The 20,223-nt window shown below is 45.1% G+C and carries 16 protein-coding genes; 4 read left to right on the top strand and 12 right to left on the bottom strand.

From position 1 onward, the window contains the following. Positions 1-266: 266 nt before the first annotated feature. Entirely contained in the window at positions 267-710 is a 444-nt protein-coding gene (locus BIZ39_RS03635; protein WP_014951195.1) for a DUF2721 domain-containing protein, read from the top strand. Positions 711-904: 194 nt separating this feature from the next. On the opposite strand, the gene BIZ39_RS03630 is transcribed toward BIZ39_RS03635, so the two are convergent. After that, positions 905-1,915: a 5'-methylthioadenosine/S-adenosylhomocysteine nucleosidase gene (locus tag BIZ39_RS03630; protein ID WP_049585588.1), complete on the bottom strand. Its 1,011-nt coding sequence runs from the start codon at positions 1,913-1,915 to the stop codon at positions 905-907. Positions 1,916-2,229: 314 nt separating this feature from the next. On the opposite strand from BIZ39_RS03630, the gene BIZ39_RS03625 reads away from it, so the two are divergent. Next, positions 2,230-3,114, top strand: coding sequence for a LysR family transcriptional regulator (locus BIZ39_RS03625; protein WP_049585586.1), 885 nt, complete (start codon positions 2,230-2,232; stop codon positions 3,112-3,114). A gap of 127 nt (positions 3,115-3,241) precedes the next feature. Here the strand turns inward: BIZ39_RS03625 and BIZ39_RS03620 are convergent, their stop codons facing one another. Next, complete coding sequence (locus tag BIZ39_RS03620; protein WP_049585748.1) at positions 3,242-4,600, bottom strand: OmpP1/FadL family transporter; 1,359 nt, start codon at positions 4,598-4,600, stop codon at positions 3,242-3,244. A gap of 387 nt (positions 4,601-4,987) precedes the next feature. Between BIZ39_RS03620 and BIZ39_RS03615 the strand changes: the two genes are divergently transcribed. Then, positions 4,988-5,986: an NADP-dependent oxidoreductase gene (locus BIZ39_RS03615; protein ID WP_187446368.1), complete on the top strand. Its 999-nt coding sequence runs from the start codon at positions 4,988-4,990 to the stop codon at positions 5,984-5,986. A 25-nt stretch (positions 5,987-6,011) separates the two neighbouring features. Here the strand turns inward: BIZ39_RS03615 and BIZ39_RS03610 are convergent, their stop codons facing one another. From BIZ39_RS03610 to glmU, 8 genes are all read right to left on the bottom strand, one after another. Next, complete coding sequence (locus tag BIZ39_RS03610) at positions 6,012-7,088, bottom strand: sensor domain-containing diguanylate cyclase (protein ID WP_156078988.1); 1,077 nt, start codon at positions 7,086-7,088, stop codon at positions 6,012-6,014. Positions 7,089-7,192: 104 nt separating this feature from the next. Beyond that, complete coding sequence (locus BIZ39_RS03605) at positions 7,193-9,118, bottom strand: ATP-binding protein (protein ID WP_168463132.1); 1,926 nt, start codon at positions 9,116-9,118, stop codon at positions 7,193-7,195. A gap of 19 nt (positions 9,119-9,137) precedes the next feature. Next, positions 9,138-10,160 (bottom strand): ABC transporter substrate-binding protein, encoded by a 1,023-nt coding sequence (locus BIZ39_RS03600; RefSeq protein WP_187446367.1) that lies wholly within the window; start codon positions 10,158-10,160, stop codon positions 9,138-9,140. 124 nt (positions 10,161-10,284) lie between these two features. Continuing rightward, the gene (locus BIZ39_RS03595; protein WP_187446366.1) at positions 10,285-11,271 is read right to left on the bottom strand and encodes an LLM class flavin-dependent oxidoreductase; all 987 of its coding nucleotides are present in this window, start codon (positions 11,269-11,271) and stop codon (positions 10,285-10,287) included. Between the two features lie 274 nt (positions 11,272-11,545). Beyond that, positions 11,546-13,378 (bottom strand): glutamine--fructose-6-phosphate transaminase (isomerizing), encoded by a 1,833-nt coding sequence (glmS, locus tag BIZ39_RS03590; RefSeq protein WP_014951234.1) that lies wholly within the window; start codon positions 13,376-13,378, stop codon positions 11,546-11,548. Positions 13,379-13,380: 2 nt separating this feature from the next. Beyond that, a complete protein-coding gene (locus BIZ39_RS03585; RefSeq protein WP_187446386.1) occupies positions 13,381-14,193 on the bottom strand; it encodes a DeoR/GlpR family DNA-binding transcription regulator in 813 nt (270 codons plus the stop codon). Positions 14,194-14,390: 197 nt separating this feature from the next. Beyond that, positions 14,391-15,431: a Gfo/Idh/MocA family oxidoreductase gene (locus tag BIZ39_RS03580; protein WP_187446365.1), complete on the bottom strand. Its 1,041-nt coding sequence runs from the start codon at positions 15,429-15,431 to the stop codon at positions 14,391-14,393. Positions 15,432-15,720: 289 nt separating this feature from the next. Then, on the bottom strand, positions 15,721-17,079 hold the full coding sequence (glmU, locus tag BIZ39_RS03575) for a bifunctional UDP-N-acetylglucosamine diphosphorylase/glucosamine-1-phosphate N-acetyltransferase GlmU (RefSeq protein ID WP_187446364.1): 1,359 nt from the start codon (positions 17,077-17,079) through the stop codon (positions 15,721-15,723). Positions 17,080-17,315: 236 nt separating this feature from the next. On the opposite strand from glmU, the gene BIZ39_RS03570 reads away from it, so the two are divergent. Continuing rightward, entirely contained in the window at positions 17,316-18,737 is a 1,422-nt protein-coding gene (locus BIZ39_RS03570; protein WP_014977725.1) for a diguanylate cyclase domain-containing protein, read from the top strand. Positions 18,738-18,754: 17 nt separating this feature from the next. On the opposite strand, the gene BIZ39_RS03565 is transcribed toward BIZ39_RS03570, so the two are convergent. Together BIZ39_RS03565 and BIZ39_RS03560 are read right to left on the bottom strand one after the other, a co-directional pair. Beyond that, the gene (locus BIZ39_RS03565; protein ID WP_014951239.1) at positions 18,755-19,639 is read right to left on the bottom strand and encodes a DMT family transporter; all 885 of its coding nucleotides are present in this window, start codon (positions 19,637-19,639) and stop codon (positions 18,755-18,757) included. A 33-nt stretch (positions 19,640-19,672) separates the two neighbouring features. Further along, positions 19,673-20,221, bottom strand: coding sequence for a methylated-DNA--[protein]-cysteine S-methyltransferase (locus BIZ39_RS03560; protein ID WP_187446363.1), 549 nt, complete (start codon positions 20,219-20,221; stop codon positions 19,673-19,675). Positions 20,222-20,223 lie beyond the last annotated feature (2 nt).

Here is a 20,223-nt window from a genome sequence, read left to right as displayed (position 1 = left end):
TCGTTAATTTAGGCAAGAATGGGTTAAAACTCGCTAAACTGTTGCGGCATTTTGACCATTACGTCATATCTCTGATTTAAGCGTTGGCGTAGACTTTGCAGTTCGCAGACTTTACTGTCACAACACAAGTCTTAGTTTTATACATTAATACTAATTTACGTGTATCTAACGCATATAGACTGGCAGTACGTTAGTAGATTGCAGCAATGGGTTAATCACTCTTTGCCTGAAGTAAGAACACCAAACTTTGTTCGCTGGAGGAACCATTGGACACACTTATTCCTAGTCTTTCACAGCTTATCGAATTCGCTGTTGCCCCCGTATTTTTACTTACCGGTATTGCGGGCTTCCTCAATGTTATGTCGTCTCGGCTGGGCCGAATATCAGACAGGGTGAGGGTGGCGGAAAGACAGATTCATACTCTATCAGACCCGCATATTGTCGATCGCTCAAAAAAAGAAATTAAGGTGCTATGGCGCAGAGTAAAAGTGATTAACTGGGCGATTGGGCTGTGTGTCGCCGCTGGACTGATGGTGTGTACCGTCATTATGGCGCTGTTTTCTGGGTCTCTATGGGTTGTCGATTTAAAAACACCAGTCATCGTACTATTCATACTGGCTATGATGTTTCTAATCAGTGCGCTCATTGTTTTTCTGGTTGAAGTAAAACTTGCGACAAATACCATAAATATGGTCAGAACCATCCGCTAACCACGTATCGACAACGGCTTGCTCGCTGGCGTTCAATTGATCCCATCAGCGACACACCAAAAAGGCGGATAGAGCGTAATGTTTACCTTCTCTATCCGCCTACTTATTTTTAGGGTGTCGCGATTGGCTTAGTTTTGAAACTAACATTCATATGCAAAGAAGCAACGTTGCCTCAATGTTTGCCATACTATCGACTACTCGTCCTCAGCGAGTGTATCTAATACAGAAAACAGAACGTTAGCGCCGATTCGCGACACTTCTTGGTCGTACTTGTTCTCTACGTTAACGCCTTCTTGACCGCCAGCCAAATCACTAATAGCTCGAACAATAATCCAGTCAACGTCGTTAACGGTACATACTTGACCTATTGCGGCTGACTCCATCTCAGTTACTTCGGCATTGAACACGTCTCTTGTCCACTTTCGATACTCGCGGTTATCCATAAAGACAGACCCGGTAATACCATTTCCGCCTACAAAGAGCTCGGCATCCCGCTCACCAAGCACGCGCTGCGTTGGCATAGTGCTCATGGCTTGTTTCGCCGCAGTTAAAAGACGCGGTGTCGCGCTGAAATAGGCGGTATCTTGTGGTTTATCCATCCCCTCTTTCACAATAAGCACTTCGTCAGGATGAATGAAGTGAAAGGGCTTATATTTTGGTGTGTGAGGATCTTTAGCGCGGCGTTCATCTTGCTCTTCAATGAACTTTGCATAATATTCAGGCAGTATGTATTCCCCCGGAGCATTCGGATCTTCATTGGTGTAGACACTCTCATCATGGTAGTACCAACGCGCCGGAACAATGACGTCACCCGGTTGCCATTTTGGGTTAACCGCTCCCGCAATCCCCATGTAAACCACTTGCTTAACCGGAAAGTAATCCAACGCCATCTGCATAGTCATAGCAGCGTTTGCAATGCTCATTCCAGTAGCGAATATTAATATTGGCTCGTCGTGATAGGTACCTATGCGATACGTAACGCCTTTGATGGTTGTGGTTGTGTGAATGGATGCATTGGGATCTTGCTCAATACGATTAAGGATACCCTGCATTTCGGGTGCGTAGGCTACGGTAACAGCAGTAAACGCAGGCTGTGAGAACGCGGCGGGCCCGTATGAAGCGCCATCGGACGTTTTAGTAGAAGTACAACCGCCCATCCACGAGGTGGAGAGCAGAACAATAATCATCAAAGTAAACTGTTTCATTCGCGATTCTCAGCTGCATAGTTAGTGAATAGTTAAACTAGCACTTTAATCGGGCAAAGAAACGCTGGATTTCAATAATTTACCATTTAAAAACATAAAGAAAACATCTTTAAAACAAGGCGAGCTCCAAAATTACTTTTAGCTACAAATGCGAAGAGAATGCATAACTTTCCAATGTAAGCATTGCGTAAAGACCTGCTTCAAAAGCGTTCATCAACGTTAAAATACGGTAGAATTCGACTATTTCCGTCGTTAATTTGCTACAAATGAACAGTCAAAATACTGCGGCCAATAAAAAGGATTAACTAAGCGCCATGAATACTAAATTACTTCGCTCTCTTCAGGTTTTTGTTGCAGTAACCGATAGCGGTAGCATGAGTGTAGCTGCGAGAGAGCTGCACATGACTGTCTCTGCTATTAGTCAGCAGTTAAGAAAGCTAGAACACGATATCGGCCTTAGCCTTTTTAACCGAAATACCCGAAGTTTGAGCCTAACGGAAGCAGGGCGCATCTATTACGAAACCAGTAAGCAAATGCTACAAACCGCAGAACTTGCCCAGCAAAAAATTGAAAGTCTGCAGGATGATCCCACAGGTAAAATAAACATCATCGCGCCGGAGGGTTTTGGCGGAGGACTGTTAAGCGAGCCACTGAAAAAGCTTTGTGAAGAATTTCCTAAAATAACTATTTCTTTAACCGTAACTGACGAGCCTAAAGACATTATCGCTTCCAGTGCCGATCTTGTTCTTTGCTTCGCCCCAGTATCAGATACAAATTTCAGCAGTTTGGTACTCGCGACCTGGAAGCGCATTTTATGTGTCTCTGCAGACCATCCACTTGCAAACGAAACTCTGACTTCGCCTGAAGCGCTTAACGCGCATACATACATTGCTCACAGACATATTGAAGAATACGTCATGAAGCACGAAAGCGAAGGCGAGTATGAATTGGATACACAACGCATTGATGTCAACTCAATGCAGACATTGATTAAACTTACTCAAGATAGTGTTGGCTATGCGGTTCTTCCCGAACCAGAAGTGAGACATCTATTAAAGTTTGGTGAAATGAAGCAGCTCTTCACTGACTGGGAGTTACCAGATTATACGGTTTATGCGGTTACACCGAAAAGGGAGCTAATGCCTGCAAAAATCGGCGCAGCAATTACATGTCTTCAAGATTTATTTGCGCAAATTTAGTCGTTAAACAGCGCACAAGAACCCCATCGCACATAAAAAATGCGACGTTATACCAGTGTGCATAGGTCATTACCAAAAAGGCAGCGTAAATACGCTGCCTTTCTTATTTAACTTGGCTTCTTTGAAATTAGAAACGAGTGTTCATTTGAACACTTAGAATGTGCGCAGTAGCTGACTGTGTGCCTGAGAAGTTAGTGGTAAAGTCAGTACCAGGAAGAACATTGCTTAGAATCGTTCTATCTTTGTCGATATTCGCTTCACGGCCATCTATGAATACGTAAGCCACGTCTATTGATGTATCTTCGCTAACCGTGTAAGTCATACCACCAGAGAACCAATGACGGTCTGTATCTGGGATACTCAGTGAGCGGTTTTCTACCGATACCACACCGTCATCATAAGCATAGCCAGCACGAAGGGTAATTTCATCGTTTAGGATGTAAGTTACACCAAGCGCTGCACGCCATGAGTCGTCGAAATTCTCTTCTTTAATTAGGAAATCGATGCCGTCTTCTAGGTTAGCTTCAAGCTTCTCAAACGTACTCCAGTCAGTGAAAGTAACACTTGCTTGTACAGACCACTGATTGTCAATTTTTTGATCAATCGCTAGCTCTGTAATCGCAGCAAGGTTCAAATCTAGACTACCAGGCTGGTTTAAGTTGATAGGAAACACTGGCGTCTCTGAAGATACCGCGCCTTCAAGTTCTAGTTTCGTTTCTGCACGGTATGAAAGCGCAACATTAGTCATATCAGTTGGTTGCCAGAAAATACCAGCGTTCCAACCATAGCCCCAATCGTCACCTTCCATGCTAAACAGTGAATTGCCAGGAGTAAGCGTAGGCAATGTAATACCTAATGCTTCTGCTGTTGGCGCTAGGCCTGCAACAGTGCCCGCTAGCGTGTTTGATACACCAGAACCAATTTCAGCTTCAGCGTAAGTGATGTTTAAACCAAAACCTACCATAAGCTGCTTATTCACTTTATAAGATACAGCAGGGTTTAGGGTAACCGTTTTTACTTCAGCTGTGTCAGCAAAATGCAGCGCACCAAAATCATCAGAGTAATCTGAACGAAGACCGTAGGTTGTGAATACACCTACACCAGCAGATAGCTTTTCATTAATTGGGCTTACATAAAAGAATCCTGGAACAAAAGCAGTATCTGCAATGTTGTCTTCTGCTGCTGGCATAGGTTGGCCAACTGGGGCTTCGCCTAACGCATAGCTAACAACACCATCGATATCTACGTTCGGATCGATAAAGCTTACTGATGCACTGAACTCAGCTTCTTTAAATACACCAATCGCTGCAGGGTTAGTTGCTAAAATGGAGGCATTCTCTGGCTTAGCCGCTTGACCAGCCATGGCACGGCCTAGACCGTTTGCACTGTGTTCATTAACTTGGAAACCAGCTGCCAGCGCAGAAGAAGAGGCTAAGGTAGCAAGCGCTAAGCAAACTGAGGCACGTAAAGAAAACTGTTGCTTCATAAGATACTCATTGTAAAAGGGGAAAATTGCATCGGGCATTCTACGGATCTGAGTACTTTTGTTCAATGCAAGTAAACGCCATTTACGCACTTTTATCGCATTTTTTACAATTATAGCTACAACTTCGACGCATTTATAAGCAACTTTGATAAAACGGCGTTAACGAAAGATATCAATATTGTTAACACTATTTTAATTAACTATCACTAACACCTATTGGAAATGCAAAAAGGTTTCACTCAAATTTATAAACAGGCTGTGTTATAGGTTGTGTTTATGTCTATAACCCCCACCCTATTTTAAACAGCGCAAATGCAACCGTGTTTAGCGACGCGCTTTTACATTCGATAAGACGTCGACCATTTGTGCTTGTAACAGGAGGACACCATGTCAACATACAAAGCAATTACACTCGTTAATCGCCCCCATGACAGAAAAATTGGGCCACATTTATTTGAAAGCAAAGAGCTCGAAGTTCCCACGCCTAAAGACGGTCAAATTTTGATAAAGCAAACTCACATGTCTTTAGACCCTGCGATGTTAGGTTGGATGAGTGAAGACAGAGAGAGTTATATTCCACCTGTGGAGCTTGGCGATGTAATGCGCTCAAGCGGTGTGGGCGAAGTGGTTGAGTCTAACAACCCTAATTTTTCGGTAGGCGACAAAGTTATGGGAATGACTGGCTGGAGTGAATATGTGCTCAGTGACGGTTCTGGTTTTAACAAACTTCAGCCTGGCATTACTGAGGAAATGGCCCTTTGTGTTTTTGCACTACCAGGCCTAACGGCCACAACAGGTTTATATAATTTTGGCCAGCCCAAAGAAGGTGAGACACTTATTGTTACGGGTGCAGCAGGTTCTGTAGGCTCAATTGTAGGTCAGCTTGCTAAAGCAGACGGGCTGCGTGTAATTGGCGTAGTAGGAAGCGAAGACAAAGCCGATTGGATTGTTAACGAGCTTGGGTTTGATGGCGCTATAAACTACAAAACCGACAATTTAGAAGAAAAGTTAGCCGAACTAACACCAAATAAAATAGACGTCTTCTTTGAAAATACGGGCGGTCCTATTCAGCAGCACATTTTTAACAGAATGAATGCCCATGGCCGAATTGTGGTATGTGGAATGATTGCCGATTACCAGTCTGAAAAGCCGTCACCGGGCCCGAACTGGATCCCGCTGATTAAAAAGCGAATTAACATTCGCGGTTTTGCTATGCCTGATCACTGGGGTGAAATCCCACAACTACTGCAAAAGCTTTCGCCTTATGTTCAACAAGGTAAAATCAAGTACCGTGCACACACTGTGGAAGGCTTAGAGAACGCCGAGAAAGGCCTAAATATGTTATTTGAAGGCAAGAACACCGGCAAGATGATTGTGAAGCTGTAAGCCAATCGTGAAAAAAAGCGCAGTGTTAGGCTAAGCACTGCGCCTGATTTAATACAAACTGGGCTTTGCCTTTTTCTTTTGCTTCGTAAAGTGCTTTATCTGCTTCGTCAATAAGGCAATCGATTGACATGTTCTCGGCCGACTTGGCAAACACCACACCAATGGAACAACTCATTAAAGGATGCTTTGCATCTTGAGCATGTTCTAATGCGACTTCTGTCCACTTATTCAAGAGTGCATCACAGTGCTTCTCAACTTGTTCTTTCTGAATGTCGCTCAATACAACAATAAACTCTTCGCCACCGTACCGACCTAATATGTCTGTCTCTCGCTTAAAGACCTGCTTCATAATGCGGGCTTGTATTTTTATGGCTTCATCACCCTGCTGATGACCAAAACAGTCGTTATATTTTTTAAAATCATCTAAGTCGAGCATCATCACAGCCATCGACACTTTATGACGCTTACTCAACGCCAACAGTTTTTCACTCTGCTCTCGTAACGCACGCCGATTCAATAAATCAGATAAGGGGTCAAATTTGCTAAGTTTAAGTAGCCTGTCATTGGTTTCTTTTAACATGCGTACGCTGCGATCTAACCGATAACGGGCATAGACACAAATAAACAAAGACCCAGATACAAATGCCATTGAAATTGGAACTCTGTCACCATAAACCGGCGCAACCCACATTAACCCCAAAAAACCCAGAATGTTGATGACGTTGGCTGCTAGCGCTAATTTAAAGGCAATACCCAGCGCAAACACACAGAAGAAAGCATATAAAATTGTGCCCTCGTAGGGGAAAATGAAGCTGTGCTCTTCCCAGCAAACCCATATTAACCAGTAGTTGCTGTAAGAAAGCGCAATAAGTAACCCTGCGAAAATGTAGGCTCGATGCTGAATGAACCTGCGCCAGAAGGAGAGTACAACAACGACGAGTATAATAGGGAATTGAAGAAGTAAGCGATCGAATATGTACAGCTCGTACATGCTGCTTGGTAGTAGCATCAAGTCAGCAGCCATAAAGGCAAGCACAAGTACAGCACCAATGATCAGCGCAATTCTCAGCCGAAGTAGCTCGCGGGGTTTATTGATTTGCACACGCCACCTTAAGCAATAAGTTACTGTTAAAGCATTTATATATTAGCCCATGGTGAAATCACCCACGGGCTCTTACAACTTCAAATTACTGAGGCTGCATCACTTTAACTATTATCAGTGACTTCCTGATTAAGCGCCAGTTTTGACAAACTTTCTTGCAGTGCCTCAACGGTGACAGGTTTGGTAACGATGTCGTCCATCCCTGCTTCTTTAAATGACACGTGCCGCTCTTTGAATGCTTCGGCGGTAAGTCCTATAACTGGGGTTTTGCTAAGCTCTCCATCAAGCTTTCGAATGCGTTTTGTCGCTTCAATGCCGTCCATCACTGGCATGTGCACATCCATGAAAACAACATCAATACCGCCCTCTTCTACTCGTGCAGCGGCTTTCAGTCCATTATCAACGTGCTCAACATCACATTTCAGCTGTTCTAAGAGTGCCTGTGCTACCACAGCATTAATGGCATTATCTTCAGCCAACAGAACTTTAATACCTTCTGGTAAGCTAGCGCGCTCTGCTTGTCGCACGGAACCCGAATCGGCCGACGACTCCACCACGCGACGACTCTGCACCTTGGCGGTAACGGTGAAACATGAACCTTCACCGACTTTGCTCACCACCTTAATATCACCACCTAATATTTGTGCAAGCTGCTTTGCAATAGCAAGACCTAGCCCAGTGCCACCGTATTTACGCGTAATTGATGAATCGGACTGCGTAAACTTATCAAAAATATGCTCGAGTCTGTCTGGCTCAATACCAATACCGGTATCTTTAACCGCAATTACCAAATGGTTCTCGCTCACGGTATCCTGTGAAGGCTGTTTGAGTTTGGCGGAAATAGTCACCGTGCCCTTATGAGTAAACTTAATTGCGTTACTCACCAAGTTAATGATTATCTGGCGTAACTTCGTAATATCACTGGTTACTGCCACCGATTCCATGTTCTTACTTTTGTAAACCAAACGCGTACTATTGGCGCTAGCATTGGTACCCAGTAGCGTAATAAGGTCATTCAGCATTGCGTCAAGATCGAACTCTGTAACGTCAACTTCTGACATACCTGATTCAATTTTTGAGAGATCCAGAACATCGTTGATAACGGTCGCTAGAATAGACGCCGATGATTTCAAATCGCTGGCATACTGATGCTGTTTATCCGACAGTTGCGTATCAAGAAGTAGCGTTGCTAATCCCTGAATACCGTTCAGTGGGGTGCGAATTTCATGACTCATTACTGCAAGAAAATCCGTTTTTGCGCGGTTTGCTTGCTGAGCTTGAGCAACGTATTGCTCTATTTCACCAGACATTGCCTCAACGTCTCGCGCTAAACTACCTAACTCGTCGTTTTGCTGTAAGTCTATACTGACCTTCTTATGGTCAACCGCAATGCGACTTGCTGCTGATTTTATTTTTTCGATAGGAGAAACAACAAACACCTGTGTGACTCTTCCCATAAGCAAACTGACAATAACGACAGCAAATAGCGTCACTAATGACGTTAGCCACGCAATAGTAGATAGGAAAGATTGCAGTGCGTCAGCAGGCTGTAATACGGTAACTTTCCAATTCCATGGCGCAAATTCCGCACACGCAAATAACACGTCAGCATCGTTAATATTCGACTCACCAAAGGCGACCTTACGACTGGCAATGGTTGCGATTGTCGCATCTTCGACATTAGGAACCACAGTGTGCTCCATCGTACTAAACACCACAGTATCGGCACTCTTGTCACTGATCGCAAAGTGGCGGTCGGTGGCTTGCTGCAACGACTTTAGCTCTTCAAACACTTCCTTTTGATAGGCCTCGCGAAACACAGGCACATTCTCTAGGCCCGACTCAATAAGCAGTTCACGTCTTTCGTCAATGATCTCTAAAACGTTTAATGTAAGCGTCTGAGTGAGGAGCTGATATTCTCTTTCGCGTACTGAATCGTACGCCGTCAAATAAGCCCAATACCCTGTAAGTGCCATACCAATTAATAAAATTGGAATGTAGATAACCAGCAGTTTCGATTTAATCCGCATACTTACTTCTAATTAGGCCTTATTGATACACATGTTTTTTCGACAGCTTCAAGTAATTTGAAGGAATGGGTAACTGCAGTTTGATTGCTGTAGACACATTTACCGCTACAGTGTACGTATCCATTTTATCAACGGGAATGTCCCTCGCCGATTTTTTCTCAAGAATTAGCTTGGCTTTTCTTGCAGCTGATTTGCCAATACTCGCTGGCTCAGATACTACGCCAAGAAGCGCACCTTCTTTCACAGAGGAAATGCTTTCTGCAAATAAAGGAAGCAGTCCCGTAGCTTCTTTTACCTTTGTTACTAAGCCATTCGATTCCGCGAGCGGCCCAGATGAAAGCCAGTAACCATCCAGCTCGTTTGTTTTTTGCTGCAAGCTGTTGATGATGCTGTCAGTCATTTCAACCAGTCCATCATCGCCTTCTATATACGGTGTACTAACAGCAACAAGATTTATGTTCTCGTAGTCATCATTCAGTGCCAGAAGTTGATTAACCAAGTTGCTTGACGATGGGTATGTAGAATGGACTAGACCGATGGTAAAAAGCGATGAGGGCTTAGACGCTCTGAGCACGCCCTCTAACATATCTAGCTTTACCTTTGCGTCTAGCACGTGTGACTCGCCCGTCATGTTGCGTTCACTAACCGCACCAATAGCAGAAACTATTCCTTCTTCAACCGGTGCTGAGACCGCCATAAACAGCTTAGGTACATCAACAAACGCTTCAGACGTATTCAGCGCTCTGGTGGCAAGGGTCGCCACCGATACAATAAGGTCAGGCGCTGGGTTTTGTGCAAGCTCGGTAAGTATCTCCTTAGCACGAACTTCAGAGCCTTCGGCGTTATACGATGTTACGTTAATCTCGTGATCGGGCATAATCCGCGCAAGTTCCTTTTCGAACTCGGCCCGCGAATCAGCGACAATTGGAACAGGCAGTGTTTCAAGAACAATTAGGTCCAAGGTTTCTTTCGCAAAAGCAGCACTAGTGCCCCACATCAAAGAAGATAAAGCTAAAAGAAGGGAAAACCAGACCTTTGTCATGACTGTGAACCTAACACAACTAACTGAAAATACGCACATATAGACGTATCATAAAGTTATTCGAAGGTCATTCATAGTGGAAGTTATAACCAAATATTCAATACTGGGAATAGCTGTCTAAAAACTAAGATGCGATTTCCGCAAATGCGTTAACGCTAAACAAGCGCGCTTCTATATCGTAAATCGGCATCGACACGATAATTTCATCAACACCCGTAGCTTCAACAAACTGAGCTAGCTTGTTTTGCACCGTTTCTTTCGACCCTACCAACGCATACCTCAATACATTCGATAACATTGCTTCGTCAGTCGCCGTACAATATTCTTCAAAGTTAGGCATAGGCTTAGCGAAAGGCCTATTAAGACCGCGTCGCATGTTCATAAATTGTTGCTGAACCGAAGTGAACAAATACTTGGCTTCTTCGTCGGTTTCGGCAATCACCACCATTACACCAGCCATCGCTTTTGGCGCTGATAACTGAGGCGACGGTTTAAACATATTGCGGTACACATGAAGCGCATCGAATAGCGCATCAGGCGCAAAATGCGAAGCGAACGAATATGGCAGTCCCATTTTTGCCGCCACCTGTGCACTGTACAAGCTAGAACCAAGTAACCACAAGGGCACGTGGGTATTCGCCCCTGGAACTGCAACAATCGGCTGCCCGTCTTGCGGTGTACCCAAGTAGTGCTGAAGTTCCTGAATATCTTCTGGGTAACTGTCTACATCGCTTTGTAAATTGCGACGAAGCGCGCGTGCGGTTGCCATATCAGTGCCTGGGGCACGGCCAAGTCCAAGCTCTATGCGATTGGGAAATAATTCAGCCAAGGTGCCAAACTGCTCAGCAATGACTAAAGGTGCATGGTTTGGCAGCATAATACCGCCAGCACCCACTTTAATAGTCGAGGTAGCGTTAGCAATGTGCGTTAACACTACTGAGGTGGCAGAACTGGCAACACCACGCATGCCGTGATGCTCGGCTAACCATACACGTTCATAGCCACAGCGCTCAGCTTCCACAGCCATTAACTTCGAATTGTTTAACGCGTCTTTTACGCCAAACCCTTCAGATATTGGCGCTAAATCTAGCAGTGAGTATGGGATAGCCATGTTGCCTCGCAATGTTGAAACTTGGTATGACTTATAGGTATGACCTTACTCCTCGTTTTACAACTGCCTTACCTGACAAAGTAAGACGGATGGAGAAGGTTTATCGATGAAGTGAGAGTGGTGAAAAGAGAGGCGAAATAATAGTGAGGCATGGGCTTGCAGGAAAGCCACTTAATTAGCAGCCAATAATCGCCTATTGAAAACAAAAAAGCCTGCGCTTTTGTCAGTCGCAGGCTTTGTTTGTGAGCACGAATAAGTGCTTCAGCTGTGTGCTTTATTCCACCGTAACCGACTTCGCCAAGTTACGCGGCTGGTCAACGTCGGTGCCCTTAATTAGCGCTACGTAGTAGCTCAATAGCTGTAGTGGCAAGGTATAAATGATAGGTGCGATTGGTTCATCGCAGTGCGGTACGTTGATAACGCGCATGGTTTCATCACCTTCAAACGCCGCATCCTTATCCGCAAATACGTACATGATGCCGCCACGGGCACGTACTTCTTCAACGTTCGACTTTAGCTTCTCGAGGAGTTCGTTGTTCGGTGCAACCACAATAACGGGCATTTCGTCATCAATAAGCGCAAGTGGGCCGTGTTTCAATTCACCAGACGCATACGCTTCCGCATGAATATAAGAAATCTCTTTAAGCTTAAGCGCTCCTTCCATGGCAATAGGGTATTGATCGCCACGACCTAGGAACAAGCTGTGGTTCTTATCTGCAAATTCTTCAGCTAAATCTTCAATGCCACCAGTTATCGCTAAGGTCTCTTCAAGCTTTGCAGGTAGACTATGAAGCGCTGAGACAATAGCTTTGCTGTCAGCGTCTGTCATGCCGTTTTCTTTGCCCAGTGCTAGGGTAAGCATTAAGAACGCAGTGAGCTGAGTAGTGAAAGCTTTGGTAGACGCAACGCCAATTTCCGCGCCAGCGCGGGTCATAAATGCAAGGTCTGACTCGCGTACTAATGACGAACCCTGAACGTTACAGATAGTCAAACTAGACATATAGCCCAGCTCTTTTGCTAAGCGAAGGGCAGCTAACGTATCGGCTGTCTCACCTGATTGAGAGATAGTAATAAGCAGGCTGTTTGGGTGCACTACTGACTTGCGGTAACGGAATTCTGATGCAATTTCTACGTTGCACGACACATTTGCATATTGTTCTAGCCAATAGCGCGCCGTCATACCCGCATGGTAGCTGGTACCACAGGCAATAATTTGTACATGCTGTACTTTTTTGAATATCTCGTCAGCACCTTTACCAAATATGTCAGCAGTAAGTCCGTTTTCGTCAATACGATCTTTAAGCGCATTACGCACAACGGTTGGCTGCTCGTGAATTTCCTTAAGCATGTAGTGGCGGTAACCCGCTTTGTCACCCGCGTCGTGCTCGATATTCGACTCAATCACTTCGCGTTCAACGGCATTGCCGTCTTTATCGAAGATTTTAACGTCGCGACGAGTAATCTCTGCCACATCGCCTTCTTCTAAAAAGATAAAGCGGCGTGTCACTGGCAATAATGCCATTTGATCTGACGCAATGAAGTTCTCGCCAAGGCCCAAACCAATTACAAGCGGGCTGCCCGAACGTGCAACCACTACGCGACTAGGATCTTCTTTATCCATGATGACGGTGCCATACGCACCGTGGAAGGTTTTAACGGCACTTTGCACAGCGTCTAGTAAAGTCTTACCTGACTTAAGCTCTTCGTGTACGGTGTGAGCAATAGTTTCTGTGTCGGTGTCGCTGGTAAAGGTATAGCCCTGCTCTTTTAACTGTGCTTTTAAGTTAACGTAGTTTTCAATAATACCATTGTGAACAACAGCTACACGTTCAGTTGAAAAGTGTGGGTGCGCATTCGCTTCAGTCACACCACCGTGCGTTGCCCAACGGGTATGAGCAATTCCAGTTGTACCCAAAGCTTCACCTTCTGCCACCGCATCAGCAAGCTCTTGTACTTTGCCTGTACGGCGAATACGCGTAAGCGTGCCGTCGCCTTGCAATAGCGCTACGCCAGCTGAATCATAGCCGCGATACTCCAGTCTTTTTAAACCTTCTAATAGGATTTCAACCACGTTACGCTCAGCTACAGCGCCAACTATTCCACACATAATTATTCTCCACTCGGCGCTGCAATAAGTACTGTCACGCCCTGATTTTCAATATTAAGTTTGTCTTGTTCACAAATGCCTTCATCAGTGATCAAAACAGAAATGTTTTTCCAGCTTAGCTCTAGGTTAGGCATTTTATGCGTTAATTTCTTTGAACTGGCTACTATAACCACCTTACTGGCCGCCACAGCCATGGCGCGGGTTACACCAATAAGCTCGTTAAAAGTGGTGGTGCCTCTGGTGACATCTATGCCCGCGGCACCAATAAACGCAATGTCAAAACTATAGGCACTAACCAACTGTTCAGCCATCGCGCCTTGAAACGACTGAGATTGGCCATCCCATGTGCCCCCTACCATTAACACCGTCGGCTCTTTTTCACTTTGAGTAAGGTAATTGGCGGTTGATAACGTGTTGGTCATTACCACTAAATCATCGATATGTGATAAATGGGGTAAGATGGATGCGGTGGTAGACCCGCAGTCTATAACGAGCTTATTGCCCGGTTTGACCAAGCTAGCTGCAAGTTGGCCTATAGCGTTAATTGCTGGGCTAGTAGTTGAATTCGCGAAAGGGTCACTGGTAATAAACTGAGATGGCCCAGCATTTGAGTTGGTAGATGATGGTACAGGCACTGCGCCACCAAACTGTCGAATCAGTAAACCTTGCTGCGAAAGGGCTGCGAGATCTTTTCTAATGGTGACTTCAGACGTAGCAAAACGCACGGCCAAATCTTCAACTTGAGATTGACCATGCTCTTTCACCCACGCCACTATCTGCTGGCGGCGCTGTTCAACCGATTTACTACTTTTCAATATAACCTCATGCTCTTGCCGCCTTCTCGCTAAACCTTCCTGTACGCGTTGTTCCAATTGAGAACAAGCCATGAAAAGTCTGCAAAACAGTCCGCAAACACACCTTCAACATTCAATCATAACTTTCAAAACGAAAGCTATTAGTTTTAAAGTGAAAGCATCGTAAGTTAAATTGAAACGACGATCAAGGTAATTGTTTAATTAAACGCCAGCGATTTCTTTTGAGCACTCGCTTTTATGGCTAGCTCAATGACTTTGATAACAGGTACGACCGTACTCGCGTCAGCCGGCGAGAATTTACCGTCTTCAATAGCGTGAGCAAGGCGATTGAAAAACGTGAGATATTCACCCTTCAATGTTGTCACCGTCTCTTCAACTAGCTGGCCGCTTTCATTGACCACAGCTAGCACGCCATGCTCGTTATCTTTTGTAATCGCCCAGTGTTCATCATCAAAGGATAGCTCTGCACGCAATTGATCTTCTTGCGGATCTAAATAGAACTTTCGAAAGCTGCCTTTTGTGCCTTGCAAGTCGTAGCGCAATGTCGCGCTGGCCTGAAAAGCTGAACTACCTAGCTTTACAACTTTATCAACATAGTGAAGTGTTACATCGAACGTGTCATCTGACTGTCCATTTTCACGCAAGGCCTGTATGTTTGCCGACACTTCTTCCGGCTCGCCGAAAAGCTGTAGCGCTTGGTCGATTAAATGGGGACCTAAATCCCAGAAGATACCGCTTCCTGGCCCTGCATTTTCACGCCACCTGTCTCGTGGTACTGGGCGAAATCGATCGAAGCGGCTTTCCAAACGTTTAATGTCGCCAAGTTTTTCATCGTTAATTAGCTGCTTAATCGTAAGAAAATCGCCATCAAAACGTCTGTTGTGATAAACACAAAGCTGTTTATTTTGAGAATGTGCAAGCTCTACTAAAGCTTCTGCTTCTTCACTATCTAATGTAAATGGCTTTTCTACCAATACGTGACAGCTGTGCTCTAATGCCAGTTTCGCCTGTGGCCCATGAAGGTGATTTGGGGTTGTAATAACCACCAAATCTACATCGTGAATTTTAAGCGCTTCTTCCAACGAGCCATACACTTCAGCATGGGGTAAAACTGCATTAACCACATCAGGTTTTGAAGAGATAACCACATCGACAGAGAACTGCGGTAGATAATTTAGAAATGGCAAATGAAAGGTTGTGGCGGAAAATCCAAAGCCAACCAGAAGTGTAGATATCATCGCATATCCTTGTGTAACGAGAATTAAGAGGTAAGTAAACACACACTATCAGTAATGATAGATAGGGGAAACCTTAGATAGTTCATTATTTAGAAGACAGATAGCTGAATGAGTTGCGTTTACAGCGACACAGTAGACGTTAATTTAAGCCCTCTGATTTTGTCATCTTTCTGACTGGGCGATAGTTTGATGGGACTGAAGAAGAAACTGGGCTAGCTAATCACTATTTGTGTTTGCCAGCCCTATCTCACCATGTAACCCGTTAGCGAACTTTAATAAGGATACGTCTTTATTTTTTTGTCGGGCGCGGCCAATTTGGAATATTGCGCTGCTTACCGCGGGCAACGGCTAGCGCGTCTTCGTCTACGGTTGACGTGATCACGGAACCAGCACCTACAGTAGCCCCTTTGCCAATGTTTACAGGCGCGACAAGCGACGAGTTTGAGCCGATAAAGGCATTTTCGCCGATGATGGTTTTGGACTTGTTCACACCGTCGTAGTTACAGGTAATAGTGCCTGCGCCAATGTTCGCTTTGGCACCCACTTCTGCATCGCCTAGGTAGGTTAAGTGATTCGCTTTGGCGCCCTCGCCTAAAATAGCCTTCTTCATTTCCACGAAGTTACCCACTTTGGCATTTTTCTGCATTACTGCACCAGGGCGTAGTCGAGCGAAAGGCCCGACCGTACATGCTTCACCTACACTGGCTTCTTCAACAATAGAATTAGCTTCAATTACAGCGTTATCGGCAATAGTACAGTTGCGCAGAATACAGTTTGCACCAATGTTGACGTTGCTACCAAGTGTCACCTTACCTTCAACAATAACGTTAACGTCGATAATTACGTCGTTACCGGTTTCAAGCTGGCCGCGTAAGTCAAAACGAGCAGGATCCAGCAAGGTCACGCCATTGGTCATTAGCTCCTCGGCTTGGCGACGCTGAAGCGCGCGCTCCAGGTTAGCTAACTGCAAACGATTATTAACGCCTTCCACTTCTACCGCAGACTGTGGCTGTGCTGACTGAATTCGCTTGCCTTCGGCCGCTGCCATGGCAATAACGTCGGTAAGGTAATACTCACCTTGCGCGTTATCATTGCTTAACTCGCCCAACCAGCGCTTAAGATCAACGCCAGACATCATCATCATACCGGTGTTAATTTCTTTAATTTCACGCTGGGCATCAGTGGCGTCTTTGTGCTCAACTATCGCGGTAATGTTGTCATTCTCACGAATAATACGGCCCATGCCTGTGGGGTCGTCTAGATTTACAGTAAGCAGTGCTAAATCACAGCTTTCCTTCGCAGCTTTTAACGCACTTAGTGTCTCTTCGCGAATAAGTGGCGCGTCGCCAACCAGAACAAGCACGTCTTCATTGTCTTTAATATGGGGTGCCGCTTGCTGAACAGCGTGGCCTGTACCTAACTGTTCGGCCTGTAAGCACCAGTTTAGATTGTCTTCAACAACCGTTGCCTTTAGTTGGTCGCCGCCATGACCGTAAACCAAATGAATATTGTCAGCACCCAGTGATTTTACTGTGTTGATAATTCGCTGCACCATAGGCACACCACCTACTTTGTGTAACACCTTGGGCAACGACGATTTCATACGAGTACCTTTACCCGCCGCTAAAACAACCACTGAGAAAGCCATATAATTCCTTTATTTCGCAAAGAGAATGAAAATCGGAGCATAGTGTAACCAAGGGAATAGCATATGTCAGCGGTTCATTCGTGATAAAAAGCTATTTGCAGAGTGCAAAACTAGGTGTTTTCCTTCATTGTTATTTAGTCTAAAGTTAATGATAGTCACCTAGTAGTTCAATATTGCAACAGGTATACTTACCATCATAGGTAAAGTTCAGTCAGGCAAGGGAGCATGCGCAGTCTGTGAACACATTTAGAACACTGCATAGAAGCATTTTAGTGTTATTCGCGGTAGTGGTTATCGCTATCGTTACACTGGTACATTTTAGTATTTCCAAGATTGTTGCCGAGCAGAGTCGCGCGCAACAACAGTCACTTTCGCCCGCAATCTCACTTATTGTGGAGCAACTTTTAAAACCACTCCATATTTCAGAAGCTTTGGGGCATTCCACCGAGTTAGTAGACTTGATGGATGGAGAAACGATTGACCAAGAGGCTGTTTTCAAAACATTGGATCGTCTTGAAAACGAGTTTGGGTTGTCTTTCTTTATTGCCAGCGAGGCAGACAGAAAACAATATAATTCTGATGGCAGCATAATTAACCTGATTGAAGGGGAAGTAAGCTGGTATTTCAAGTACAAGGACTACCCTACCGATGCCGTGGCAGATATCGGTAAATGGGAAGACACCCATTTCTATATTGATATAAAGATCCACGATGAAGATGGCCGCTTCTTGGGCTTCTTTGGTGTTGGAAAGAGTCTGCGCAGTTTTATCGAGGTCTTCGATACCTATAAGCAAGAGTACGGCTACGACTTTTTGTTTGTAGATGGTGAGGGTGACATTATGCTGTCTTCTGATCCTAATCTTATTGCGTCTTACTCTGATTTTACCAATTTGTCAGAATTGCCTTGGTATGCCAGCCTTCCCCTTACTATCCAGAACGAGCAGGCACTCAACAATAAATTAGTGACGATCGACCAGAATGATTACCTTATTGCCGAAGTAAAACTTAATCAATTTGGTTGGACGGTGTTTTTACTCAGTCCACTTGAAGAACGCCAGGCTGAAATTTCACAAGCATTTATATTCAGCGTTGTAACACTACTGGTTGTTGTATTCTCGCTGTTTTTGCTTATCTACAATCTGTTGTATTACTTTAGAAAAGACATGCAGCCAGATCTGGTTGTTCGCCATACTAACCGTCTTCCAGAAAAAGAGAATTTACAGCTTATCTACAAAACGCTACTGGCTGAACATAAGTCACTAAGCGTAATGCTGATTAGCATTGATGAGTTTTCTGACATTGTCGACGCTCACGGCAGAAACGCAGGCGACGACTTATTAGATAAAGTTGTGGCCTACTTGGCTGAGCACTTGCGCGAGCAGGATGTATTGGGACGCTGGAGCAGTGCAGAATTCATTATTCTATTGCCACATACCGGCCCGCATGTGGCTTTTGATATGGCACAAAATCTTCGTCACGGCATCGCAACCTTGCCGCCGCTACAAGAGTTACCAGAACTGCTTATTACAGCGTCTATTGGTATATCTTACACCGCGTCACCGCGCGCTATGCACGAAGTAACCGCGCACGCGGAAGACGCGCTTTATCAAGCCAAGCGCGACGGCAGCAATTTAGTAAGAATGCAGCTGATAGACTAGCCCAGGTTTGATTCAATCTAAGCAGGTTTAACCTTAAGGCGTTTTCTTTTGAGAACGCCTGTGGTTAACGCCACACCGAATAAAATCATTAAACCACCCACAATGGTTTGAATTGATAAGTGCTCTTGCAAGAACAGTACACCCCAAATAATGCCAAATAGTGGTACTAGGTAAGCTACAGTAATGGCTTTGGCTGGGCCGATGTCAGCTATGAGTTTGAAATACAAGATATACGCTATGCCCGTGCCACCGACAGCCAGCGCTACCGCATTTACCCATGCATTCACGCTTGGCATTGTTTCTGGCAAGGTCGCAAGCGCGAATGGTGCTAGCATCACGCTGGCCATAGCCTGACTACCTGTAGCGACAACCAGAGGTTTAACCCCCTGCAACCATTTCTTCATCATACACGCCGCTATGCCGTAGCCAGTGGTGGCCAATAATGCAGTCAAAATAGGAAGAAAACTAATATCGCCCTCGCCGAGCTTTTGCTGACTAATAACGGTTACGCCTACAAAGCCTACAAAAAGCCCCGCTACTGCTGACTTTGTTAGTTTGTCACCTAACCACAGCCAAGCGACAATGGCGCCAAACATGGGAGCCGTGGCATTTAAAATGGCATTCACCCCTGCCTCTAAATGCAGGCTGCTGTAATTAAACAGGACGAAAGGAACCGCCGTGTTAGCCATGCCCACCAGCGCAATGGCCAACCAGTGGCGCTTTATGTCTTTTACCGACCCTCGTATTAACAGCAATGGTAGCAATACCGCTGTAGCAAGCACGGTACGAATGGCTACTAATACATAAATGCCAAATTCTGGTGCGGCAACACGCATGAAAATAAATGAACCGCCCCAGATACCGGCTAACACCAGCAGCGAGATAATGTCTCTTATTGCCATTCTTTTATCACCATTTTCTTATCACCCATTCTTTTATAGCCCCAGCACCCCTTGGGCTCCTTCTAAATTAAGTAAATACTGCTTACGCGGTAAACCACCTGCATAGCCCGTTAGGGTTTTATTACTTCCGATTATACGATGGCAAGGCACGACAATAGCAATAGGATTACGACCATTTGCCATACCCACGGCGCGGACAGCTTTTGGGTTGCCAATGGCTTTTGCGATGTCTAAATAGCTAGCGGTTTCGCCGTATTTAACTTGCTGCAAGGCATCCCACACCTGATTCTGAAACGCCGTACCTTTAGGGCAAAGCGGTAGGTCAAACTCGCGTAACGTACCGTCAAAGTATGCCTGTAACTGAATGCATGCTGCTTCGGTGATGGCGTTTTTTTGTGAATGTAAGCCCTTGCTTAGCATGCTTTCTTGCGCTGCAGTTTCTCTGCCTATAACCCCCGGCTTCGCGTTGGCCGTATTATCTGATTCAGCGGCACTCACGAACTCGATAGCCGTTATGCCTTTATCAGTGGCTTCAACTTTAACAAGCCCCTGTATGCTGTTCACGAAATCTGTATATTTCATAC

It is taken from the genome of Alteromonas sp. BZK5 (assembly GCF_014349115.1).
GTDB lineage: Bacteria > Pseudomonadota > Gammaproteobacteria > Enterobacterales > Alteromonadaceae > Alteromonas > Alteromonas macleodii.
This window is presented reverse-complemented; position numbering and strand designations above follow the sequence as displayed.